This is a genomic window from Tangfeifania diversioriginum (assembly GCF_900141875.1).
Classification (GTDB): Bacteria; Bacteroidota; Bacteroidia; order Bacteroidales; family Prolixibacteraceae; genus Tangfeifania; species Tangfeifania diversioriginum.
Window position 1 is genome coordinate 164521 of sequence record NZ_FQZE01000001.1, and the last position, 18693, is coordinate 183213.

12 protein-coding genes are annotated in these 18693 nt (G+C 43.5%); 7 read left to right on the forward strand and 5 right to left on the reverse strand.

Annotated features, from left to right (window positions below; genetic code table 11):
- Positions 1 to 59 precede the first annotated feature (59 nt).
- From BUC07_RS00720 to BUC07_RS00745, 6 genes are all read left to right on the forward strand, one after another.
- Complete coding sequence (locus BUC07_RS00720) at positions 60 to 503, forward strand: SufE family protein (protein WP_073164054.1); 444 nt, start codon at positions 60 to 62, stop codon at positions 501 to 503.
- Positions 496 to 801, forward strand: a complete 306-nt coding sequence (locus tag BUC07_RS00725) for an SUF system Fe-S cluster assembly protein (protein ID WP_073164057.1) — start codon at positions 496 to 498, stop codon at positions 799 to 801. The genes BUC07_RS00720 and BUC07_RS00725 overlap by 8 nt, the downstream gene beginning before the upstream one ends.
- Before the next feature lie 72 nt (positions 802 to 873).
- Positions 874 to 1464 carry a hypothetical protein gene (locus tag BUC07_RS00730; RefSeq protein WP_073164060.1) on the forward strand — a complete coding sequence of 197 codons (591 nt, stop codon included), beginning with the start codon at positions 874 to 876 and terminating at the stop codon, positions 1462 to 1464.
- A gap of 168 nt (positions 1465 to 1632) precedes the next feature.
- Positions 1633 to 2577, forward strand: a complete 945-nt coding sequence (gene queG / locus BUC07_RS00735; RefSeq protein WP_073164063.1) for a tRNA epoxyqueuosine(34) reductase QueG — start codon at positions 1633 to 1635, stop codon at positions 2575 to 2577.
- Between the two features lie 126 nt (positions 2578 to 2703).
- On the forward strand, positions 2704 to 5196 hold the full coding sequence (locus BUC07_RS00740; protein ID WP_073164066.1) for a TonB-dependent receptor plug domain-containing protein: 2493 nt from the start codon (positions 2704 to 2706) through the stop codon (positions 5194 to 5196).
- 73 nt (positions 5197 to 5269) lie between these two features.
- Complete coding sequence (locus tag BUC07_RS00745; protein ID WP_073164069.1) at positions 5270 to 6220, forward strand: nitrilase family protein; 951 nt, start codon at positions 5270 to 5272, stop codon at positions 6218 to 6220.
- Between the two features lie 9 nt (positions 6221 to 6229).
- Here the strand turns inward: BUC07_RS00745 and BUC07_RS00750 are convergent, their stop codons facing one another.
- On the reverse strand, positions 6230 to 7465 hold the full coding sequence (locus BUC07_RS00750) for an aminotransferase class I/II-fold pyridoxal phosphate-dependent enzyme (RefSeq protein WP_073164072.1): 1236 nt from the start codon (positions 7463 to 7465) through the stop codon (positions 6230 to 6232).
- A 144-nt stretch (positions 7466 to 7609) separates the two neighbouring features.
- Here BUC07_RS00750 and BUC07_RS00755 point away from each other — a divergent pair, with 144 nt between their 5' ends.
- On the forward strand, positions 7610 to 10009 hold the full coding sequence (locus BUC07_RS00755) for a transglycosylase domain-containing protein (protein ID WP_073164365.1): 2400 nt from the start codon (positions 7610 to 7612) through the stop codon (positions 10007 to 10009).
- A gap of 64 nt (positions 10010 to 10073) precedes the next feature.
- Here the strand turns inward: BUC07_RS00755 and BUC07_RS00760 are convergent, their stop codons facing one another.
- Genes BUC07_RS00760 through BUC07_RS00775 form a run of 4 tightly spaced genes read right to left on the reverse strand, consistent with a single transcriptional unit; the run spans position 10074 to position 18164 of the window.
- Positions 10074 to 11723 carry a DUF4998 domain-containing protein gene (locus BUC07_RS00760; RefSeq protein WP_217652611.1) on the reverse strand — a complete coding sequence of 550 codons (1650 nt, stop codon included), beginning with the start codon at positions 11721 to 11723 and terminating at the stop codon, positions 10074 to 10076.
- A 38-nt stretch (positions 11724 to 11761) separates the two neighbouring features.
- A complete protein-coding gene (locus BUC07_RS00765; protein WP_073164077.1) occupies positions 11762 to 13030 on the reverse strand; it encodes a DUF4959 domain-containing protein in 1269 nt (422 codons plus the stop codon).
- A 39-nt stretch (positions 13031 to 13069) separates the two neighbouring features.
- Positions 13070 to 15034 (reverse strand): RagB/SusD family nutrient uptake outer membrane protein, encoded by a 1965-nt coding sequence (locus BUC07_RS00770; RefSeq protein ID WP_073164080.1) that lies wholly within the window; start codon positions 15032 to 15034, stop codon positions 13070 to 13072.
- Positions 15035 to 15053: 19 nt separating this feature from the next.
- Positions 15054 to 18164 carry a SusC/RagA family TonB-linked outer membrane protein gene (locus BUC07_RS00775; protein WP_073164083.1) on the reverse strand — a complete coding sequence of 1037 codons (3111 nt, stop codon included), beginning with the start codon at positions 18162 to 18164 and terminating at the stop codon, positions 15054 to 15056.
- Positions 18165 to 18693: the final 529 nt, after the last annotated feature.

Here is an 18693-nt window from a genome sequence, read left to right on the forward strand (position 1 = left end):
TGTATGGAGATAAAAATTTCCGACATTTGTATCCTTAATTTCACATTTTTATTTGAAATATGACAATTGAAAAAGTTCAACAAGACATAATTGAAGAATTTTCGGTTTACGAAGACTGGATGGATAAATATTCGTACCTCATCGAACTGGGGAACGAACTGGCGGACCTTCCCCCGGAAGAAAAAAATGACCAAAACCTGATAAAAGGCTGCCAGTCGCGGGTTTGGCTCGTGGCCGAAAAAAAGGACGGGAAAATCTATTTCAGGGGCGAAAGCGATGCCGTTATAGTTAAAGGTTTGGTGGCGCTGCTTTTACGAGTTGTTTCGGGCCGGAAACCCAAAGAAATTATTGAGAACGAATTACATTTTATCGACGATCTTGGACTGAAGCAACACCTGTCGCCCACCCGCTCTAACGGGCTGCTGGCCATGGTAAAACAAATCCGGTTGTACGCTGTTGCTTATGACAGGATGGAAAAAGAAGGAGGAACCCAAAATGGATAAAAGAATAGATCAGATAATAGAGAACCTGAAAGAAGTTTATGACCCCGAGATACCCGTAAATATTTATGATTTAGGGCTGATTTACAACGTGGATGTGGATGAAAACAACCATGCCCAGATTGTGATGACACTTACCGCGCCCGGGTGCCCGGTGGTGGATATTTTAATGGACGATGTTACCCAAGCCGTTCGTGCCGTTGAAGGAATCGAAGATGTAAATGTAGATTTAACTTTCGATCCGCCGTGGGACAAGTCGATGATGAGCGAGGAAGCCCGGTTGGAATTGGGGTTCTTTTAAAAACCCCTAAGGGTCGCGAAGCTCCCTTAGGGTTTCGCAATTAATTGCAGCTAATTCAAACAATAATAAACAATGTCAACACCGCGCGAACCATTTGAACAGGAAGGATGGTATCATGTTTTCAACCATGCGCGTGGAAAAGATAATTTATTTTCTTCAGAATCCGATTATAATACTTTCCTCCAGTTAATCGAAAAATATATACTCCCAATTGCTGGCATTTATGCCTATTCACTGATGCCTAATCATTTCCACTTTCTGGTTCGGATAAAAAAAATTACAATCCCGGAAAAGTTTAAAAATGAAAACGATTATATCGCTCACCAGTGGGGAAATACCCAAAACACCTATTCAAAAAAAATTAACTACAAAAGAGGAACAAGGGGAGGTTTATTTTGCCAGTCGGTTGATCGAAATCTTATTAATTCTGAAGAGTACCGACAAATGGCTGTTGTTTATATTCATATCAACCCCGTGAAACATGGTTTCAGTGCATCTCCGGAAAACTGGAAATTCAGCTCATACAAATCAATAATCGGAAAAGGAGTTACAAAGATTGAGCGGGACGAGGTAATATCATGGTTTGAAAACCGGGAAAATTTTATTTTTTACCATAAAAGCAATGCGGATGATATTTACAGGGAAAAGTTTAATTTACGTTAGTTGCAAACCCTAAGGGTTGCGAAACTCCCTTAGGGTTTAAAAAAAATTGAATAACCAGATATGATAAAATATTTCATTAAAAATCTGGATGAACAGTAAAATAAAGAAAACAACAAAAATACCCTAAGGGAACTGCGTAACCCTTAGGGATAAAGGGATGGGAAGAAGATGCAAAACCAAAATAACATATCAGAAAAAATAAAATCGAAAGCTAAAGAGCTCGGATTTCTCGATTGTGTCATCCTCCCGGCTACTGAGCTCACTGAAGAAAAAGAGCATTTTCAGAACTGGCTCGATGCCGACATGAATGGCAAAATGGGCTACATGGAACGCAACAAAGAAAAACGCCTCAACCCTCGACTACTTTTCGAGAATGCCAAATCCATCCTGATTGTCCTTCAAAATTACCACACCCACAAAACACAGGAAGACCCCGATGCCCCGGTGATTTCAAAATACGCTTACGGCACCGATTACCATTTTGTAATGAAAGACAAGCTGAAAAGTTTGCTGCAATTTATAAACAATGAATTTGGCCCCTGCAACGGACGGCCGTTTGTGGACTCGGCACCGGTGCTGGAGCGCGCCTGGGCACGCCGGGCCGGCCTCGGATGGGTAGGCAAAAACAGCAACCTGATTTCGGTGGAACACGGCAGCTTCTTTTTTATCGGTGAACTCATTCTCGACATCGAACTCCCGTTTGACCAGCCCAAAATTGTCAGTGACCATTGCGGAAACTGCACGCGCTGTATCGATGCCTGTCCCACTAACGCCATTGTGGACAATCGCGTAATTGATGCCCGGAAATGCATTTCGTACCAAACCATTGAACTGAGAGGCGACCTTGACGAAAATCTGAAAGGACAGTTTGAAAACCGGGTTTTCGGTTGCGACATTTGCCAGGATGTTTGCCCCTGGAACCTGAAACCCGAACCACACGACGAACCACACCTGAAACCCGCCCCAAAACTACTTGAACTCACCCGCGAAGAGTGGTACAAAATGGAAAAACCGCAGTTTAATCAACTCTTTAAAAAATCAGCAGTTAAACGTACAGGTTTTAAAGGCCTGAAAAGAAATCTTGAATTTATTCAAACAAATACGGATGAGTGAGCCACCTGGAAAAACCGGCTTTAAACTTTTACTCACTGCAATTCAGGGAAAAAACCAGTTGATTTGTCTTAAACTTAAAGAAACAAGAAACGTAAATAGCTTTGGTTCACGCTGAATAATTTTTTCATGAAAACAAAAATTGCACTGTTTGTACTATTCGTGCTGGGCAGCCTGACAGGCACAATGGCTCAGAGTATTGAAACCTGGGTGGACTCAAGCGAAAAAGTACCGGTTGAAAAAATTTACCTGCACACCGACAGGGAATTTTATTTTACCGGCGAAACCATTCGGTTTAAAAGTTATCTGACTGACAGCCGCTCAGGAAAGCTCATCCCCGGAGCCGAAAACATCTACATCAACCTTGTGCACGAAAGCGGTGCCATCGTTTCCGAAACAATTTTGTTAAGTTTAAACGGCCAGTCACATTCAGGCATCACACTCCCCGATACGCTGAAAGAGGGAGGCTACATTTTACAGGCTTTTACCAATTACCTGCTCAATTTTGGCGAAGCTTCCTTTTTTCAAAAACCGTTAAAAATTGCACACCCGGCCGGCTCGTTGAGGGCAATCGACAGAATTGAACGCTCAGCCGCCTCGCGCGAAATGGCGGCCGATGCTTCATTTCTGCCCGAAGGAGGCGTTCTGCTCGAAAACACTTCCAACCTGGTTGCTTTTAAAATAACTGACAAAAACGGATATGGAATTGATGCGAGCGGTGCGGTTATCGACCAGACAGGCGAAACAGTTACTGATTTCAAAACCGACTACCGGGGCATGGGAATTTTCTTCCTTACACCTGAGCGGGGAAAATCATACCACGCCACAATCAATGGGTTTCCTTCCTTTCGCTTCAGTTTCGATTCCCTGGTTTCAACAGAAGGAACAAAAATTCAGCTAATTAACCACACCAGCAACAAACTCATTATCAACACCAAAGAAAACTCCGGTAAATTTAATGGCGAAACATTTTACATTGCCAATATGCACAGGGGCGAAGTACTTTTTTACCGCCCCGTGAAAATTGAAACTGAAGACCAGGTCCTTAAATTCGACAGCAAAATGCTGAAAGGTGGCATAAACCGGCTGGTATTGTTAAACAGCAATCTCAAACCGGTTTCAGAAAGATTGCTTTTCTCAAAAAACTTCAAAATGAATGAATTGGAAGTAACAACTGATTCGGTTTCATACGCACAAAGAAGCGAAATAAAGCTGAATATTTCCGGGAAGAATTCTTCATCGGCCCAAAAAGAAGGCCATTTATCATTGACCGTGGTTCATGAAAATGCGTTCCCCGAAAGCGGCGTTTCACAGCACATTTTATCATCGCTCTTAATCGATTCCGAATTAAATGGTTTCGCAGGCCCGTCAGCTGATTATTTTACCGATGCCGGCTTGCCCTCCGAATCAAAACTCAGGCTGCTGATGCTCACCAGCGGATGGAGCAGTTATTTCTGGAACAACGTGCCTCCCATGAACAAACCGCTGGAGTTTAAACAAACTGCGGGAATCGATCTGAAAGGCGTGGCCACAGATGTGATTACCGGCCAACCTATCGACGAAGGCGAAATTTCACTTGTTATTGAAAAAGATGCAGAAATGGCTTTCCTTACTGATACAACCGGCAAAACGGGAGAATTCACATTCCCCGGACTGGTTTTTAACGACACTGCAAAAGTGCTCGTTCAGGCAAAAAATGAAAAAGGACGTCAAAATACAGCGATAATGCTGAACCCGGTTTTGAAAAAAATTACACCACAAAAAAGTGATTTGATGCAGGCAGCCGGGTTCCCCGATGTACCTGCAGATTTGCATCGAATTAAATACACCGCCGTTCAGGAATGGAACAGGTTTGATGCGAAACAACGGGCAAAAGCTGAACGTTTACACACCTCTGAGCCGGTTCGTTCGCCGGTGGAAAACGACAGCCATTTCCGGATCTACGAAAATGCCGATCATGTGGTGCAGGTTCCCCAAAATGAGGCATCGTCGGGCAATATCCTGGATTTTCTTTCAGGAAAAGTTCCCGGGCTCGATATTAACAGCGAACAGGTTAGCATCAGAGGAACCAGCAATTTCGACGGAAATTCCACCCCGCTGTTTCTGATTGACGGTGTTCCTTTGCTAACAGGAAATAACACTGCCAGAACTGGCCCGGGAAGCAACGAGGAAGAGCAGCCGGATCAACACGTAATTGAAACAGTGAAATCGATTCCCATGGGAGATATCGATAAAGTGGAGATACTGAAATCGTCGCAAAACCTGGCCACTTTCGGCACCGAGGGCTCAAACGGGGTAATTGCCATTTATACACGGCGCGGCGATAAAGATATTCCAGCACGTGCCGTAAAAGGAATGATTGAAAAAAGCATTTCCGGATATGCTCCTGCAAAAAAATTTTACGTCCCAAAATACACGCCTGAAAATAAAAATTGGGAAACACCTGACTACCGGACAACATTGTTTTGGGAGCCCGAAATATCACTGAAAAATGATTCCGTTGAATACGTTTTCTCTTCCTCGGATCAATCCGGTACTTACAAAATTTTTGTGGAAGGAATTAATGAAGAAGGTGAAATTTGCCTGGGCAAAGCTCAGTTTGTTGTTGAAGAACAGAAGTAGGATTTGATATGTTCAGGCTCTCCGGGCTGAATAAAATATGTAAATTAGTCCCTCAAAATGCAAACTATTCAAAATGGACAAACTGAAAATTTCCACTGCCCAGTTCGAAAATAAGAGCGGAGATAAAAAGTATAACCTTTCAGTAATTGAATCGCTTACCGAAAAAGCAGCAGCCGAAGGCTCGAAGGTTATTGCCTTTCACGAGTGTTCCATTACCGGCTATACTTTTGCGCAGCGTCTTTCAAAAAAGCAAATGCTCGATTTGGCCGAACCGGTTCCGGAAGGCGAAAGTATTGCTGAGCTTACCCGGATTGCCCAAAAATACGACATGGCCATTCTTGCCGGTCTTTTTGAGAAAGATGAAAACGACAATATTTTTAAAGCCTACGTGTGTGTCGATAAAAACGGACTGGTGGCCAATCACCACAAGCTCCACCCGTTTATTAATCCACACATCACACCCGGAAATGGATACACCGTTTTTAATCTCATGGGCTGGAAATGCGGAATATTGATTTGCTACGACAACAACATTGTTGAAAATGTGCGGGCAACCAAACTGCTGGGTGCCGATATTATTTTCATGCCCCACGTTACCATGTGCACCCCGTCGCCACGACCCGGCGCAGGATTTTGCGACCCCAGGCTTTGGGAAAACCGCGAAAACGATCCCACTTCGCTGCGGCTGGAATTTGACGGCATGAAAGGACGCGAATGGTTGATGAAATGGCTACCGGCAAGAGCTTACGACAATGCCATTTATGCCGTTTTTGCCAACCCCATTGGGATGGACGACGACCAGTTGAAAAACGGATGTTCCATGATTATCGATCCTTTTGGTGATGTAATTGCCGAGTGCCGGGAACTGGGCAACGAGGTGGTTACGACAACAATTACTCCCTGGAAACTGGAAAAGGCCGGTGGTAGCCGTTACGTCAAAGCCAGAAGACCGGATTTGTACAGGGAAATTCTGGGAAAGGCAAACCAACCGGAACAAAAAGTGGCGTGGAAAAATAACAAGTGATAATTGAATTCACCAGTTCAGCGCCCGCTCAATTTCAGTGATTAAATCCTCTACATTTTCAATGCCCACCGAAAGGCGCAGCATGGTATCGCGAATGCCTGCCCCGCTGCGTTCAGTTTCCGAAAATTCAGCATAAATTGTGGAGTGCGGATGAATTACCAGCGTTTTGTTGTCGTTCAGGTTGGTGGCCCGCCGGATGATTTCCAACCTGTTCATAAATGAAAAACAGGCCTCTTTCGATTCCAGGTCGAAAGTCATAATAGTACCCGGAACTCCACTGAAGTATTTTTTGGCCAGTGCAAATTTTTTCGAACATTTTAACCCGGGATACTCCACCGCTTTCACTTTGGGATGCGACTGAAAAAAAGCACCCAGCGCCAGGCAATTCCGGTAGCATTTTTCAACACGAAGTTCCAGAATATCGAGCCCATTAATCATAAACCGGGCGGTTTGCGGAGCCATACTGCCACCCGTGTTCCGGTAAATATTTTTGCGAAGTTTTGCGATAAACGCATTGTCCCCGAATTTTTCAGTATAAGCTGAAAAGTTGGGATTTTCATTCCAGTTAAAATTGCCATGATCAATTATGGCCCCGCCAAAAGCAGTGGCCCCGCCCGAAATGTATTTTGTGGTGGAAACAACCTCGATGTTTACTCCCCATTTTGATGCATTGAAAGTATTGGGCGGAGTTAAAGTACTGTCGGCAATTAAAAGCAGGTCGTGTTTCCGGGCAATTTCGGCAAGCATTTCAATATCGGCAATTTCCAGTTGCGGATTGGTTACTGTTTCAAAATAGATGGCACGGGTGTTTTCATCAATCAGTTTTTCAATTTTCTCTTTCTTTTTTAAATCCGAAAAACGGGTTTCCACACCAAATCCGGGCAGCGATTGGCTTAAAAGTGCATAAGTGTGACCAAACAATTGATGCCCCGAAATTATATTCTCACCAGCGTTGGCAACAGCCATAATTGTATTAGAAACAGCTGCCATGCCCGAGCTCACGGCCAGCACTCCATGGCTTTTGGTAAGTGATTTCAGTTTTTGCTCAAAATATTCCACCGTTGGGTTCGATGAACGCGAATAAACGTGGGCAGCATATTCTCCTTTAAAGCTGGCTTCAATTTGTTCTGCCGAATCGAACTCAAAAGCCACCGATTCGTAAAGCGGCATTTGCAGGCTGTTGTGCGGATCAGCTTTTGCAAAGGGAATATTCAGCGCCCGTGTAGTAAAACCTTTTATTTCCATCACTTTTTTATTTGGCCAGCAAATTTATAAAAAAAGCAAATCACTGAAAACCAACACCCCATTTACCTTTCAAAAAGCAACAACATAAAACATCGGTTCCATTTATCCGTTATAATGTATAATTTTGCCTTTTATTCAAAAAACATGGCAACACAGAAAACAAAAAATAAATCGGTTGTAAAAAAAACTCCGGCGAAAAAAAGAAGAAAAAAACAGAAGAAAAGCACCGGAAGGCGCATTTTCATGGTTACCCTGAAAACAGCAGCGGTAGGGCTCATCCTTTTCTTTCTCTTTTTTCTGCTGGTTTATTTTGGCTTTACCGGGCACGTGCCTTCCACACGCCAGCTCAACGAAATTATAAATCCGCAAGCCTCTGAAGTTTTTTCAGAAGAGGGCAAACTGCTTGGCCGTTACTATGTTGAAAACCGCAGCAATGTAAGCTTCGATGAAATTTCGCCCAATGTAATAAACGCACTAATTGCAACTGAAGATGCACGATTTTACGAACACCGCGGGATTGATGAAATTGCGCTGATGCGGGTGCTGGTAAAAACCATTTTACTGCAAGACCGAAGTTCGGGAGGAGGAAGCACACTAAGCCAGCAGGTAGCCAAAAACCTGTTCCCCCGCAACGATGTAGGAATACTCTCCTTGCCGGTAAACAAACTGCGCGAGGCCATTATTGCTTACCGGCTGGAACGCATTTACAGTAAGGAAGAAATTTTAACGCTTTATTTAAACACTGTTCCTTTTGGCGAAAACATTTTTGGAATTGAAGTGGCGGCCGAACGGTATTTCAATAAACTCCCGGGCAAATTGACAGTTGATGAAGCAGCCGTTCTGGTTGGAATGTTGAAGGCAAATAACAGGTACAATCCGCGTATTAACCCCGAAAAATCGAAACAGCGGCGCAACGTGGTTATCGCCCAAATGGTGAAAAACGAATACCTTTCGGAAGCTGCCGGTGACTCATTAATGACACTCCCCCTGGAAATTAACTACAGGCGGATTTCGTATAACGAAGGACCGGCACCCTATTTTATTGAAATGCTGAAACCTGAACTGCTGGAATGGTGCGCCAATAATGTGAAAGAAAACGGGAAACCGTATAATCTTTATACTGACGGTTTGAAGATACAAACAACCATCAACTACGATTACCAGTATTTTGCCCGGCAATCGGTAACCGAATACATGCAAAACCTGCAAAATGTGTTCGATAACCACTGGAAAAATGCAGATCCCTGGCGTGGCAATCCGCAAATTCTTGAACGGGCCATCCGGCGTTCGGACCGGTATAAAAGTTTGGTTGCAGCCGGTTATTCCGACGAAAAAATTGATGCTGCCTTCAACCAAAAAATTAACACCCGCCTGTTTACATGGGATGGATTGCAGGAAGTTGAAACCACACCACTCGATTCCATAAAACATTACCTGCGCTTCCTCAATGCCGGTTTTCTGGCCCTCGAACCTTCCTCGGGCGCTTTAAAAGCCTGGGTGGGAGGAATCGATTTTCGATTCTTTCAATACGATCATGTCATTTCTGAAAGACAGACAGGTTCAACTTTTAAACCTTTTGTTTACCTCGCCGCTCTCGAAAATGGTGTCAGCCCGTTTGAGTATATTCCCAACGAGAAAAAAATTTACGAAGACTACGATAACTGGTCGCCATCTAATTCCCACGGCGAATACACCGGTTTTTACACCATGGAAGGGGCGCTTTCTGAATCGGTTAACACTATTGCAGTAGATGTGTTAATGCAGGCCGGGATTAACAACGTAATTGAAACTGTCCGCGACCTGGGCATAAAATCAGACCTGCCAAAGGTTCCGTCGCTGGCTTTGGGTGTGGCATCAATCAGCCTGAAAAATTTACTGTTGGCATACGCTACAATTTTGAACCGCGGCATGCAGGTTGAACCTTATTACCTTGTTTCCATTTCGAACAGTAAAGACAAATTGCTTGAAGAGTTTAAGCGCCCTGCCGGCAAGCTAACCGAGTTAAATCCGGTGAACTGCCGGTTAGTTACCCACATGATGGAATCAGCTGTAAATGAGGGGACCGGCACAAAAATCAGGACAGTTTACAAAGTCCCCGGCGATTTTGCAGGAAAAACCGGCACCACACAAAACCACTCCGACGGATGGTTTGTGGGCTTAACCCCGCATTTGGTTACAGGGTGCTGGGTTGGCGGAGAAGAACCAGGAATTCATTTCCGCACCATTACTTACGGGCAGGGCTCCTACATGGCACTACCCATAGTGGGTAAGTTTTATCATAAACTATACGGCAGTTCGCGCTACCAAAACCTTAAAAATACCCAATTCCCCAACCTTGATAACCAATTGCTGGCCGATTTAGACATTCCACCCTACAGGGAAATGCTTGAAATGGAACGCCGCGATGGCTTGCTCGACAGGCTTTTTGCCGGAAAATCGAAAGAAGAAAAACTGAACGAAACCCGGAATCCCGAACAGAAAAAAGAAGAGAAGAAAGGCTTGTGGAAATCGATAAAAAGTATTTTCAAGAAGAAGGACAAATAGAACCAAAAAAAAAGCCCATCCTTTACAGGACGGACTTTTTTAATTTATTTGTCGAACTTAAAATTTACTCCTTTTCAAATCTGATATTGGCCAGATAATAAACAATTTCATCACTGTCGAAGTCAATCCATGGTTCAGTACCAATGTTCAGTACAAATACCCTGTTGTGCCTTCCAACGGCTTCCTGCATATCGAAAGTAACTTCGGTCCATTGCTGAAGATCAGCATCATCCATACAGATATGTCCCATATCCCAATATTCCTGACCAAAACTACTAAACTGGCCAAACGACCACAGGTTATTCATAATCCGGGGCCAGAAGCACTGGAATGGTTCATAAATACCTTCAAATGCACTCTTTGGTGGAGCATATACATCCATTTTTAAGTACCTGTACTCTTCAGCATTAAACTGGAATCCTTGCGGAAGAGCAAGAACAAAGGATGAACTTGTTGCCCGGCTTACCACCTTATACACATTTTCAATGCCTTCGCCTTCCGGTGCGTCATCTGCCGGATAGGTTACGTCCATATTCCAGTTGCCGTCCTGCACAAGTCCGTCGAGATGGAACTGGTTGTCCATCAACACACTCTCGGGTCCTTCGACCAATTCCACTACACCGCTTTCCACATAAGGCATGAGCAAATCATCCAGTCCCATTGAGTGGGGGCGATAGTAAACCTTCTCAAGTATTCCAGATTCAAGCAAGTCTTTCAGGGCCTGCACATTACCTGAAGCAATATCACCCGCTTTACGTACGAACGGTGCATATTCACCACCTCCAACTTCATCGGTTACACCTCCGTTATAAACGGTTACCGGTAATGTTGTAAATAGATCGCCACCGGTCAAATCAAGGCTTTTCAGGTTCGGGAAATAAAAGATATCCTGAAGCGAATTCGCATGTACCGGATAAACCAGGTGTTCAAATTCGGCCAGCCCGTCGGCAGAGAAAGTAGTGGCCCCATTTGCCTCCAGAATTTCCCTTTCAGCCGGGGCAAAAGTAGAAGAGGTAGTTGGCATGTTAATGGTGAGCTGGTCTTCGAAAAGTAGCGTATCCAAAATGGGTTCGCGGTTTACTTTCGGAACAATTTTATATTCCATATCCAGCTGTACCGGTTCTCCGGCTTCAACGTTTCCAATAAAAAACCTTGAGTCTTCACCTCTTTCACCGGATTGTACTTCACCGTCTTTGTCGGTGTATTCAAAGTTCAGTCCGTAGTAATCCATCAATACCGAAGAGATACCACTTGGCCAGTCAACAACGGCTGCCGAAGGCGATGCCATAATCCTGGGCGGAGCTACAGCAAGCGAATTCAGATCGGTGTTTGTATAAGGAATCAGTGCTATTTCCTGCGGCACCGATTCATTTCCGTACTGGTCAATTGTAAAAATTCGGAAACGGTAAAGTTTCGATTGGGTAAGCCCGGTAATGTTTACGTAAGAAACCAGTGAGTCGATTGTAATCACCTGGTCATCGTATTCAATGCGGGTTTTTTGGGCTTTTCCAAGATTGATTTCTTCGCTGGGGATACGTCCGGCTTTAAGCAGGTCAATTTCTACCCGTTCGAAACCGATATGTCCGATAACTGTATCGTATTTAGCCGGATATACAACTTCCCCTTCAAACTGTTCCTGTTTGTCGTACATGCTATCGCATGACCACATGAAAGTGGTGACAACCATTATTGTAAATAATAATATATTTCTCATAAAGTTATAGCTTTAAATCTCTGTTTACTTAAAAGAATTTAATTTGCTTTTCTGCCATAGAGCGTTATTTCCGACAAGCAGTTTGCATTATCCAGGGTATAATTGCCGTTGAAACTTTTCATGGCCCTGTACCTGAACCAGCGTGTAGGCTTGGTATATTGAGGCTCATCCGGATACATGTAAGCCATATCTCCTTTGCGTCCTCTTTTCACAAATTCGAGTTCGCTCAACCCTTCCGGAACCTCGATTTTGTTTTCAGAAACATATACCCATTCTTCGGTATCGTCGTCCCAAATATACATTTCGTAAATACCTACGTTCTCGGACTGATAGTATTGCCCGCGGCAAAGCTCACCACAGAAATTGGTATGCCTTTGCACGGTAACAATCCGGCTCAGTTCGTAATGGGCACCAAGGTCGATGATCACATTCCAGGGCATGTTTCCGTCATCGGAATCGCCAGTCCGCCCGCGGCCGCCGGTATGCATAAAGTTGAGGTTTTCACCTTCGTCAATATTACCATCGATAACATAACGCAACCGTCCTTCGTTCTCATTTCCGAAAGCCTGAGGCACGCCACCTACCGAATCGTTGGCAGCCGGTAAAAACCATTCTTCTTTCGGAAGTTCCATATCCTCAAGTAAGTTGATGGTTCCCATATCAACTGGCTCTGACATGTTACCATAAATATCTGAAACCCGGATTTTCACATTTACAGGATCATCGGGTCCCAAATCTAGGTCTTCCACAAACCGACGGTCTTCTTCCAGGTTGGAAGAAAATACCGAAGTCAGTGATCGCTCTTCACCGTTTTGGGTGTAGGTAAAGTCAATATACACGTTGATACTTTGCTCGAGTTCGTTTTCCCAGTCCACAAAAAAGGAGCTAAAGCCGGGTTTCAATTCGAGCGACTCCACCACCCGAGTAATAGCCGATTCCAGAGGTGTTACTTCAACAGAGACTAAATCAGAAATATTACCGGCCCTGTCGCGGGCATACAAATCAACAGTGTATGCTATGGTGTCTCCAAAGCCATACACGTCGAGCGAATCAACAAAATAAGATGATGAGAAAGTGAATGAATTGCCGTCGGCATTGGTATATCTTGCCTCAACACTTAATACATCTTCATCATCAGGCACATCGAAAAAGAACCTGGCACCACCGTATAATGGTTCGTAAGTAATATTTGAAGGAGGTGCCGGTGGAACAGTATCATCGGATTCAGCACCGTTTTTTTCCTCGCAGGAAGTTGCAAATAGCAGGAGTGCTGCAAATATGAACAAATAATTTATTGTTGTTTTCATACGATTCTATTTATCGTTTTAAAATTTAAAATTAAACAACTACCAGCCCGGATTTTGAACCAGGTTTGAATTGGTATTGATCTCATTCAGGTCGATTGGCCACAGGTGATCAGTAATTGTAAATCTTCTGGATTGCTTCACCTCGAGGTTAAAGAAATCAGCACCAGTAGTTCCTCTGTAATCCCATCCCCAAATAGGAGTTGAAAATTCCTGAACTGCTCTTTTATGGCGTATCATATCAAAAAACCGACTGCCTTCAAAAGCCAGTTCGATGCCGCGCTCGCGTAAAATAATATCGCGCATGCCTTCTTTTGTTCTATGCTTGTTAACCGTGCGTACAATACCTGCATCGGCCCAAACTGTTTCCACATTTGGTACGCCGGCTCTTTCGCGAACCCTGTTTATGGCATCGTAAACTTCCTGGTTAGGTGCATCGAGATATTCATTCAATGCTTCGGCTTTCATCAAATACAAATCGGCCAGGCGAATAATCGGGTACGGGTATTTAATCGTACGGGCCCAGTGACCTGATTTCGATTCCATGTGGACCAGTTTTTTGATGCCAATACCGGTTTCAAAATAGTCGGTACTGTGTTGTGATGAATTAAAGCCACCATCTTCGCCGGCATACATCATGGTATTGATGCGCACACTGTGGCCCCTCCAGTAACCGCCGGTAATAGCCAGGTTGGCATAAAAACGGGGTTCCCTGTTCATGTATAATTTAATGGTTTCGGCACCGGGCTGCATAATTCCGGCCAGTTCCCTGTATTCAGGTTCATCGGCTCCCGGCGTTTGCATAAGTTCCCATTTGTTATCCGCATCAAAAGTAATGTCTTCTTCAATGGGCACACCGTTTTCGGTGTAATAACGCTCGGCCATACGGTAGGTAGAAGCCATCCATTGCCATGAGTACGATGGAGTGTTGGTAATACCGCCACCGTATCCTTCGGGCAAACGCATATTGGTGGAATGGGCCAGTTCGCCCTGGTTGTAGTAGTCGAGGTCTGAAAAACCCCAAATAAGTTCGTTATTCCAGGGGTCGGTAACGGCAAACCTCAAATCGTAAATCCGCTGCACATTTTCCGGATTTTCAGCATACACTTCACGGTCGAAGGTGTAAACCTGATCGTCATAGGTATATAACTCAATACCGTTGGCCTGGCAGGCATCGATAGCCACGTCGATGGCATCGATGGCATCTTTCCACTTTTCTTTATCGTAGGTTAACGGGAAAAACGGTTCACCATCTTCGTTGTAAAAATCGCCAAAATACTCCTGGTTACCGTTAAAAAACGGGCTGGCCCTGAAAAGCATTACCCTGGCTTTTATTGATTTGGCAATAACCTGATCAACCTGGCCTAAAAGTGTTCCCGTTTTTCTTTCCGCCAAATCCGGAATGGCTTCATCCATAACTCCAATAATGTAATCAAAACTTTCTTCCACTGTCGAGCGCTTCAGAAACAGCTGTTCTTCTGAGGCATCAGGAGTAATCAGTTCTTCTGAAATAACAATGGGGCCGTATTGTTTTACCAGCAAAAAGCTGTAATAAGCCTTCAGGAATTTAGCCTGTGCTGCCCATTCGTTCTTTTCATCATCGGTCATATCCGGCACCTGGTCAATAAGAGACAGAAAAACGTTTGCCTGCCTTATACCTGTATATAAAGGCGAACCGGCACTCGTACCCGACCATGACCCAATTAACGGATCGGTAGGAGATTGTAGCCCGCGCATAATTCGTATTCCTCTGAGGTTCCATGAATCTTCATTAAGGTCCAAGCGGCCCAGAAACTCATCGCCGCAGGTCCAGATTGATTCGTGTGTTTTATCGATACGCGGCATATAACTATATACTTTTGCCAGTGCATCCCATGCTTCTTCCTGCGATTTATATAAGTCTTCCAGTGTAACGGTATTGTCTGGAACAACATCCAGGTATTCGTTACACGAAGGCATTAATGCAAGAATAAAAATCAGTATAAATAATTTTCTCAATATTTTCATCTTGTACTATTTTTAGGTATTAAAATGATAACTGAACCCCAAAATTAAACCTCTTGTTTGGTGGATATCCTAATCCGTTACGTCCCATCTCCGGGTCCCAAAGGTCAAATGGGCTTGCTACAAATAAATTTTCTCCGCTAAAGTAAATCCGGCTGTTTTGCAACCCTATACTGCTGAAAGTACCATCAGGAAGATTATAACCAAATTCAACTGTTTTTAAACGAAGGAATGCACCGTTTCGCAGCCACCATGTAGATGTTTGAGTATTGTTGTTTAACGGTTCGGCTGACAAACGCGGCCAGAATGCGTGGACATCTGGATCGGTTTCTGTCCAGTAGTCGTCAGCAATAATCGTCAGCGCGTTTCTCCGGTTGGCAAAAGGGGCAATCCCGGGGTTATTAATATCACCCACACCCGGATTAATAAATAAAGAAACACGTGCATTACCCTGGAAGAAGAAGGAAGCATCAAAATTTTTCCAACCTCCCGACAAACCAAAACCATATTGTATCTCAGGAACCGTTGGTAACCCTAATGGTACCTGGTCGTTTGAGTTTACAACGCCATCGCCGTTCACATCTTTATATTTGATGTCGCCGGCCTGATAGGTGCCAAAGTCCTGTTTCGGAGAATTTGCAATTTCAGCTTCATCCACAAAAAGGCGCTCGGCAATTAAGCCCCACCATTGATTTATGGAATGTCCTTTGCGTTTCAGGTATTCATCGGCGTAATCTTTTTCGTCGAGCTTCACATACTCGTTGGTTGCATAAGTGAAATTGGCCCTTCCGGTAAGCCACCAGTTTTCGGTAGATGCATACTGATAATCAATTGACCCCTCAAAACCATGGGAGAGTACTTCACCTACGTTTCCGCTCACAGAAGCTTCCAGACCGGCTGTGGCCGGAAAGTTTTGCCTTTGCAGATAAATCTGGCTCCTGTTGTCCCTGAAATAATCGGCCTGTACCTGCAATGCATCATCGAGGAACCCAAGTTCAATACCTAAGTTTAATTTGGTTGAAATCTCCCAGGTAATATCAGGGTTGGCATATCTCGAAATAGTGTAACCACCGTAATCATTCATGAATGTCGATCCCCAGCGGTAACCACCATCTCCTTTTGAAATATCTGAGAGGTAAAAAAACCGGTCTTGTCTCTCTGCAATTGCATCGTTACCAACCTTACCGTAGGTAGCTTTAAACTTCACGGTATTAAAAACCCGCTCCAGCGGTTGCCAGAAAGCTTCGTTCGAAATTAAATAACCGGCACCAAATGAAGGAAAGAATCCAAAACGTTTCTCACCGGCAAATTTTTCCGAACCATTGTATCCGTAAGTAAATTCAAAGAAATAACGTGTATCGTAATCGTAGGCAAAACGTCCCGAGTTACCCATATTCCTTTCGGGCAGGGTTTCGTAAATAGAAAGACTGTTACCGCCGGTAAGCAGATATTCTTCCCACATAGCTACGGTCATCAGGCTCAGACTATGCTTGTTGAACTCGCGGGCCCAGTTTAAACGACCTTCGTAATAGTAATGGGCGCTTGCATCGCGTCCGGGATCCACATCACCCAAATAAGACTGGCCGCTTTCAGGATTAAGCGCATACAGTGTATATTCTCCGGTAATTTGGTTGTACGTTTCCAAATCGTAATAATACGGATTATAAGAACGTCGGCTGGAATAAAGGCTCCAGGTATTCATTGAAGCTCTTCCCTGAAAACTAAGCCCTTCGGTTATAAAATCCAGCTCCTGCGAATAAGTGGCATTGGCGGTAATAGAACTTTCGTTCCGGTCTTCGTACCCGCGAACCATTTCGGCATAGGGGTTTTGTTTCAATGACCCGGTTACAAAGGTATTCCCGAACAAAATATGATCGGCAAAAGCATGTTTTTCATCCGGTTCGTAAACTGCCGGAAAGTCAACTGGGTTGGAATTCATTACCATGTGGAAAATATCGGAAGCTCCGGCGTGTGGGCCGGTATATCTTTCGAAGCGCCCCTGTAACTTCACATCCAGTGTTGAAGTCGGGGTCAATTTAAATACAACATTGTTTCTTATCTGAACGCGGTTAATGTCAATGTTGTTATTAAAATTATTTTGCGGATCCACTTTCAATAACCCGGTTTCGTTTTCCATGGTACCGGCAACAAAATAAGTTGCCACTCTACCACCACCGGAAACATTGAAGTTGGCTTTTTTATTCCAGGTCGATTGATTAAACAGTTCATTGTACCAATCAATATTGGGATATATCATCGGATTCGTACCATCGGCAGTGGACTGAATTTTCTGTTCGCTGTAGTAGGTACCGAGCAGTGGGTTACGCGAAACGCGGGCTTCGTTGTAAAGGCGCATATAGTCAACCCCGTCAAGCAGGTCATTCATTTTAGTTGGTGTTGCCATGTGCGTTTCGAGCCTTACATTAATCTTTGTTGGCCCTTCGCGCCCTTGTTTTGTTTCAACTATAATAATACCATTTGCACCACGTGCACCATATAAAACAGTTGCCGAGGCATCTTTTAAAATCGAGAAGCTTTCGATGTTGTCGGGCTCCAGGCGTGCTAAATCAGTTGAAGAAGCCTCGAAACCATCAATCAAAATCAATGGGTTGGTTTTGTACCCGAAAGTAGTAACCCCGCGGATAAAGAACTGGGCATTATCGGCACCGGGTTCACCGGTTGTCTGGTAGGAAATAATACCCGGAATTTTTCCGGCAAGTGCAGTAGTAAGGTTGGATGAAGACTGTTTCAAGTCGCCTGGTCTCACGGTTTCAATTGAAGAAATTACACTCTCTTTCTTTTGAACACCAAATGCCACAACCTGTACTTCTTCGAGCTCTGTTTCGTCTGCATAAAGCGCTACGTTAATAACATTACCCTCCCCCACTACTCTTTCAACGGGTGTTTTCCCAATAAAAGAAAAGAACAGGGTGTCTCCAACCGCAGCTCCAAGCGAATATTCGCCATTGCCATCGGTTACCGTTCCGGTTGTAGTGCCTTTAATTGCAATCGAAACCCCGGGAAGAGGAAGTCCGTCTTCATCTTCAACAATTCCCGAAATTGTTTTTGTTTGTGCGAAAACCACACAATACAGGAATAACAAAAATGCAGTTCCAATAAATTTCAATTTCATAGAAAAAAATTTGGTTATATAATTTGACTAATAATAAGTGGTTTGGAAATTTCAACTTGAATGAATTGAGCTTCCCAATTCATTCTAAAAAATACTTCATAAATAATAATTTCATAAATAATCCTTTTTAGTTATTAATTAAAATCCAAAAAAATTTCACATGCATACTTTAAATATACACACATCAATTTGGTTACTCACTTTCTCTTTTTTTTCTTAATACGTACCTTTTAAAATAAACAAAAACAGCAACTAATTTTGAACTTTTGTTATTTTGTTTTGGCCACAAACAAAACCAACACAGTTCGACCTTTTGTTCATTATCAATCCGTTAAACTTTTTAAATTAATTAAACAATTAATCTATTTGAAAATTTAAATAAGCAAATTATTAATTGTAAAAATCTGTCAAATCTAAATAAATCAGGATAGAAACCAAAGAAATCAGGACAGAAACAATTTAATTTTTTTTATGGAACGCCTGTGTGATTTTAAATATTTTTAAGATTTACCTGATTTTCGGGAATTTA

Bases quoted from the DNA above. Each gene is read 5' to 3' on its own strand.
- BUC07_RS00720 (WP_073164054.1), top strand. From the start codon at position 60: ATGACAATTGAAAAAGTTCAACAAGACATAATTGAAGAATTTTCGGTT.
- BUC07_RS00725 (WP_073164057.1), top strand. From the start codon at position 496: ATGGATAAAAGAATAGATCAGATAATAGAGAACCTGAAAGAAGTTTAT.
- BUC07_RS00730 (WP_073164060.1), top strand. From the start codon at position 874: ATGTCAACACCGCGCGAACCATTTGAACAGGAAGGATGGTATCATGTT.
- queG (WP_073164063.1), top strand. From the start codon at position 1,633: ATGCAAAACCAAAATAACATATCAGAAAAAATAAAATCGAAAGCTAAA.
- BUC07_RS00740 (WP_073164066.1), top strand. From the start codon at position 2,704: ATGAAAACAAAAATTGCACTGTTTGTACTATTCGTGCTGGGCAGCCTG.
- BUC07_RS00745 (WP_073164069.1), top strand. From the start codon at position 5,270: ATGGACAAACTGAAAATTTCCACTGCCCAGTTCGAAAATAAGAGCGGA.
- BUC07_RS00750 (WP_073164072.1), bottom strand. From the start codon at position 7,465: ATGGAAATAAAAGGTTTTACTACACGGGCGCTGAATATTCCCTTTGCA.
- BUC07_RS00755 (WP_073164365.1), top strand. From the start codon at position 7,610: ATGGCAACACAGAAAACAAAAAATAAATCGGTTGTAAAAAAAACTCCG.
- BUC07_RS00760 (WP_217652611.1), bottom strand. From the start codon at position 11,723: ATGAGAAATATATTATTATTTACAATAATGGTTGTCACCACTTTCATG.
- BUC07_RS00765 (WP_073164077.1), bottom strand. From the start codon at position 13,030: ATGAAAACAACAATAAATTATTTGTTCATATTTGCAGCACTCCTGCTA.
- BUC07_RS00770 (WP_073164080.1), bottom strand. From the start codon at position 15,034: ATGAAAATATTGAGAAAATTATTTATACTGATTTTTATTCTTGCATTA.
- BUC07_RS00775 (WP_073164083.1), bottom strand. From the start codon at position 18,164: ATGAAATTGAAATTTATTGGAACTGCATTTTTGTTATTCCTGTATTGT.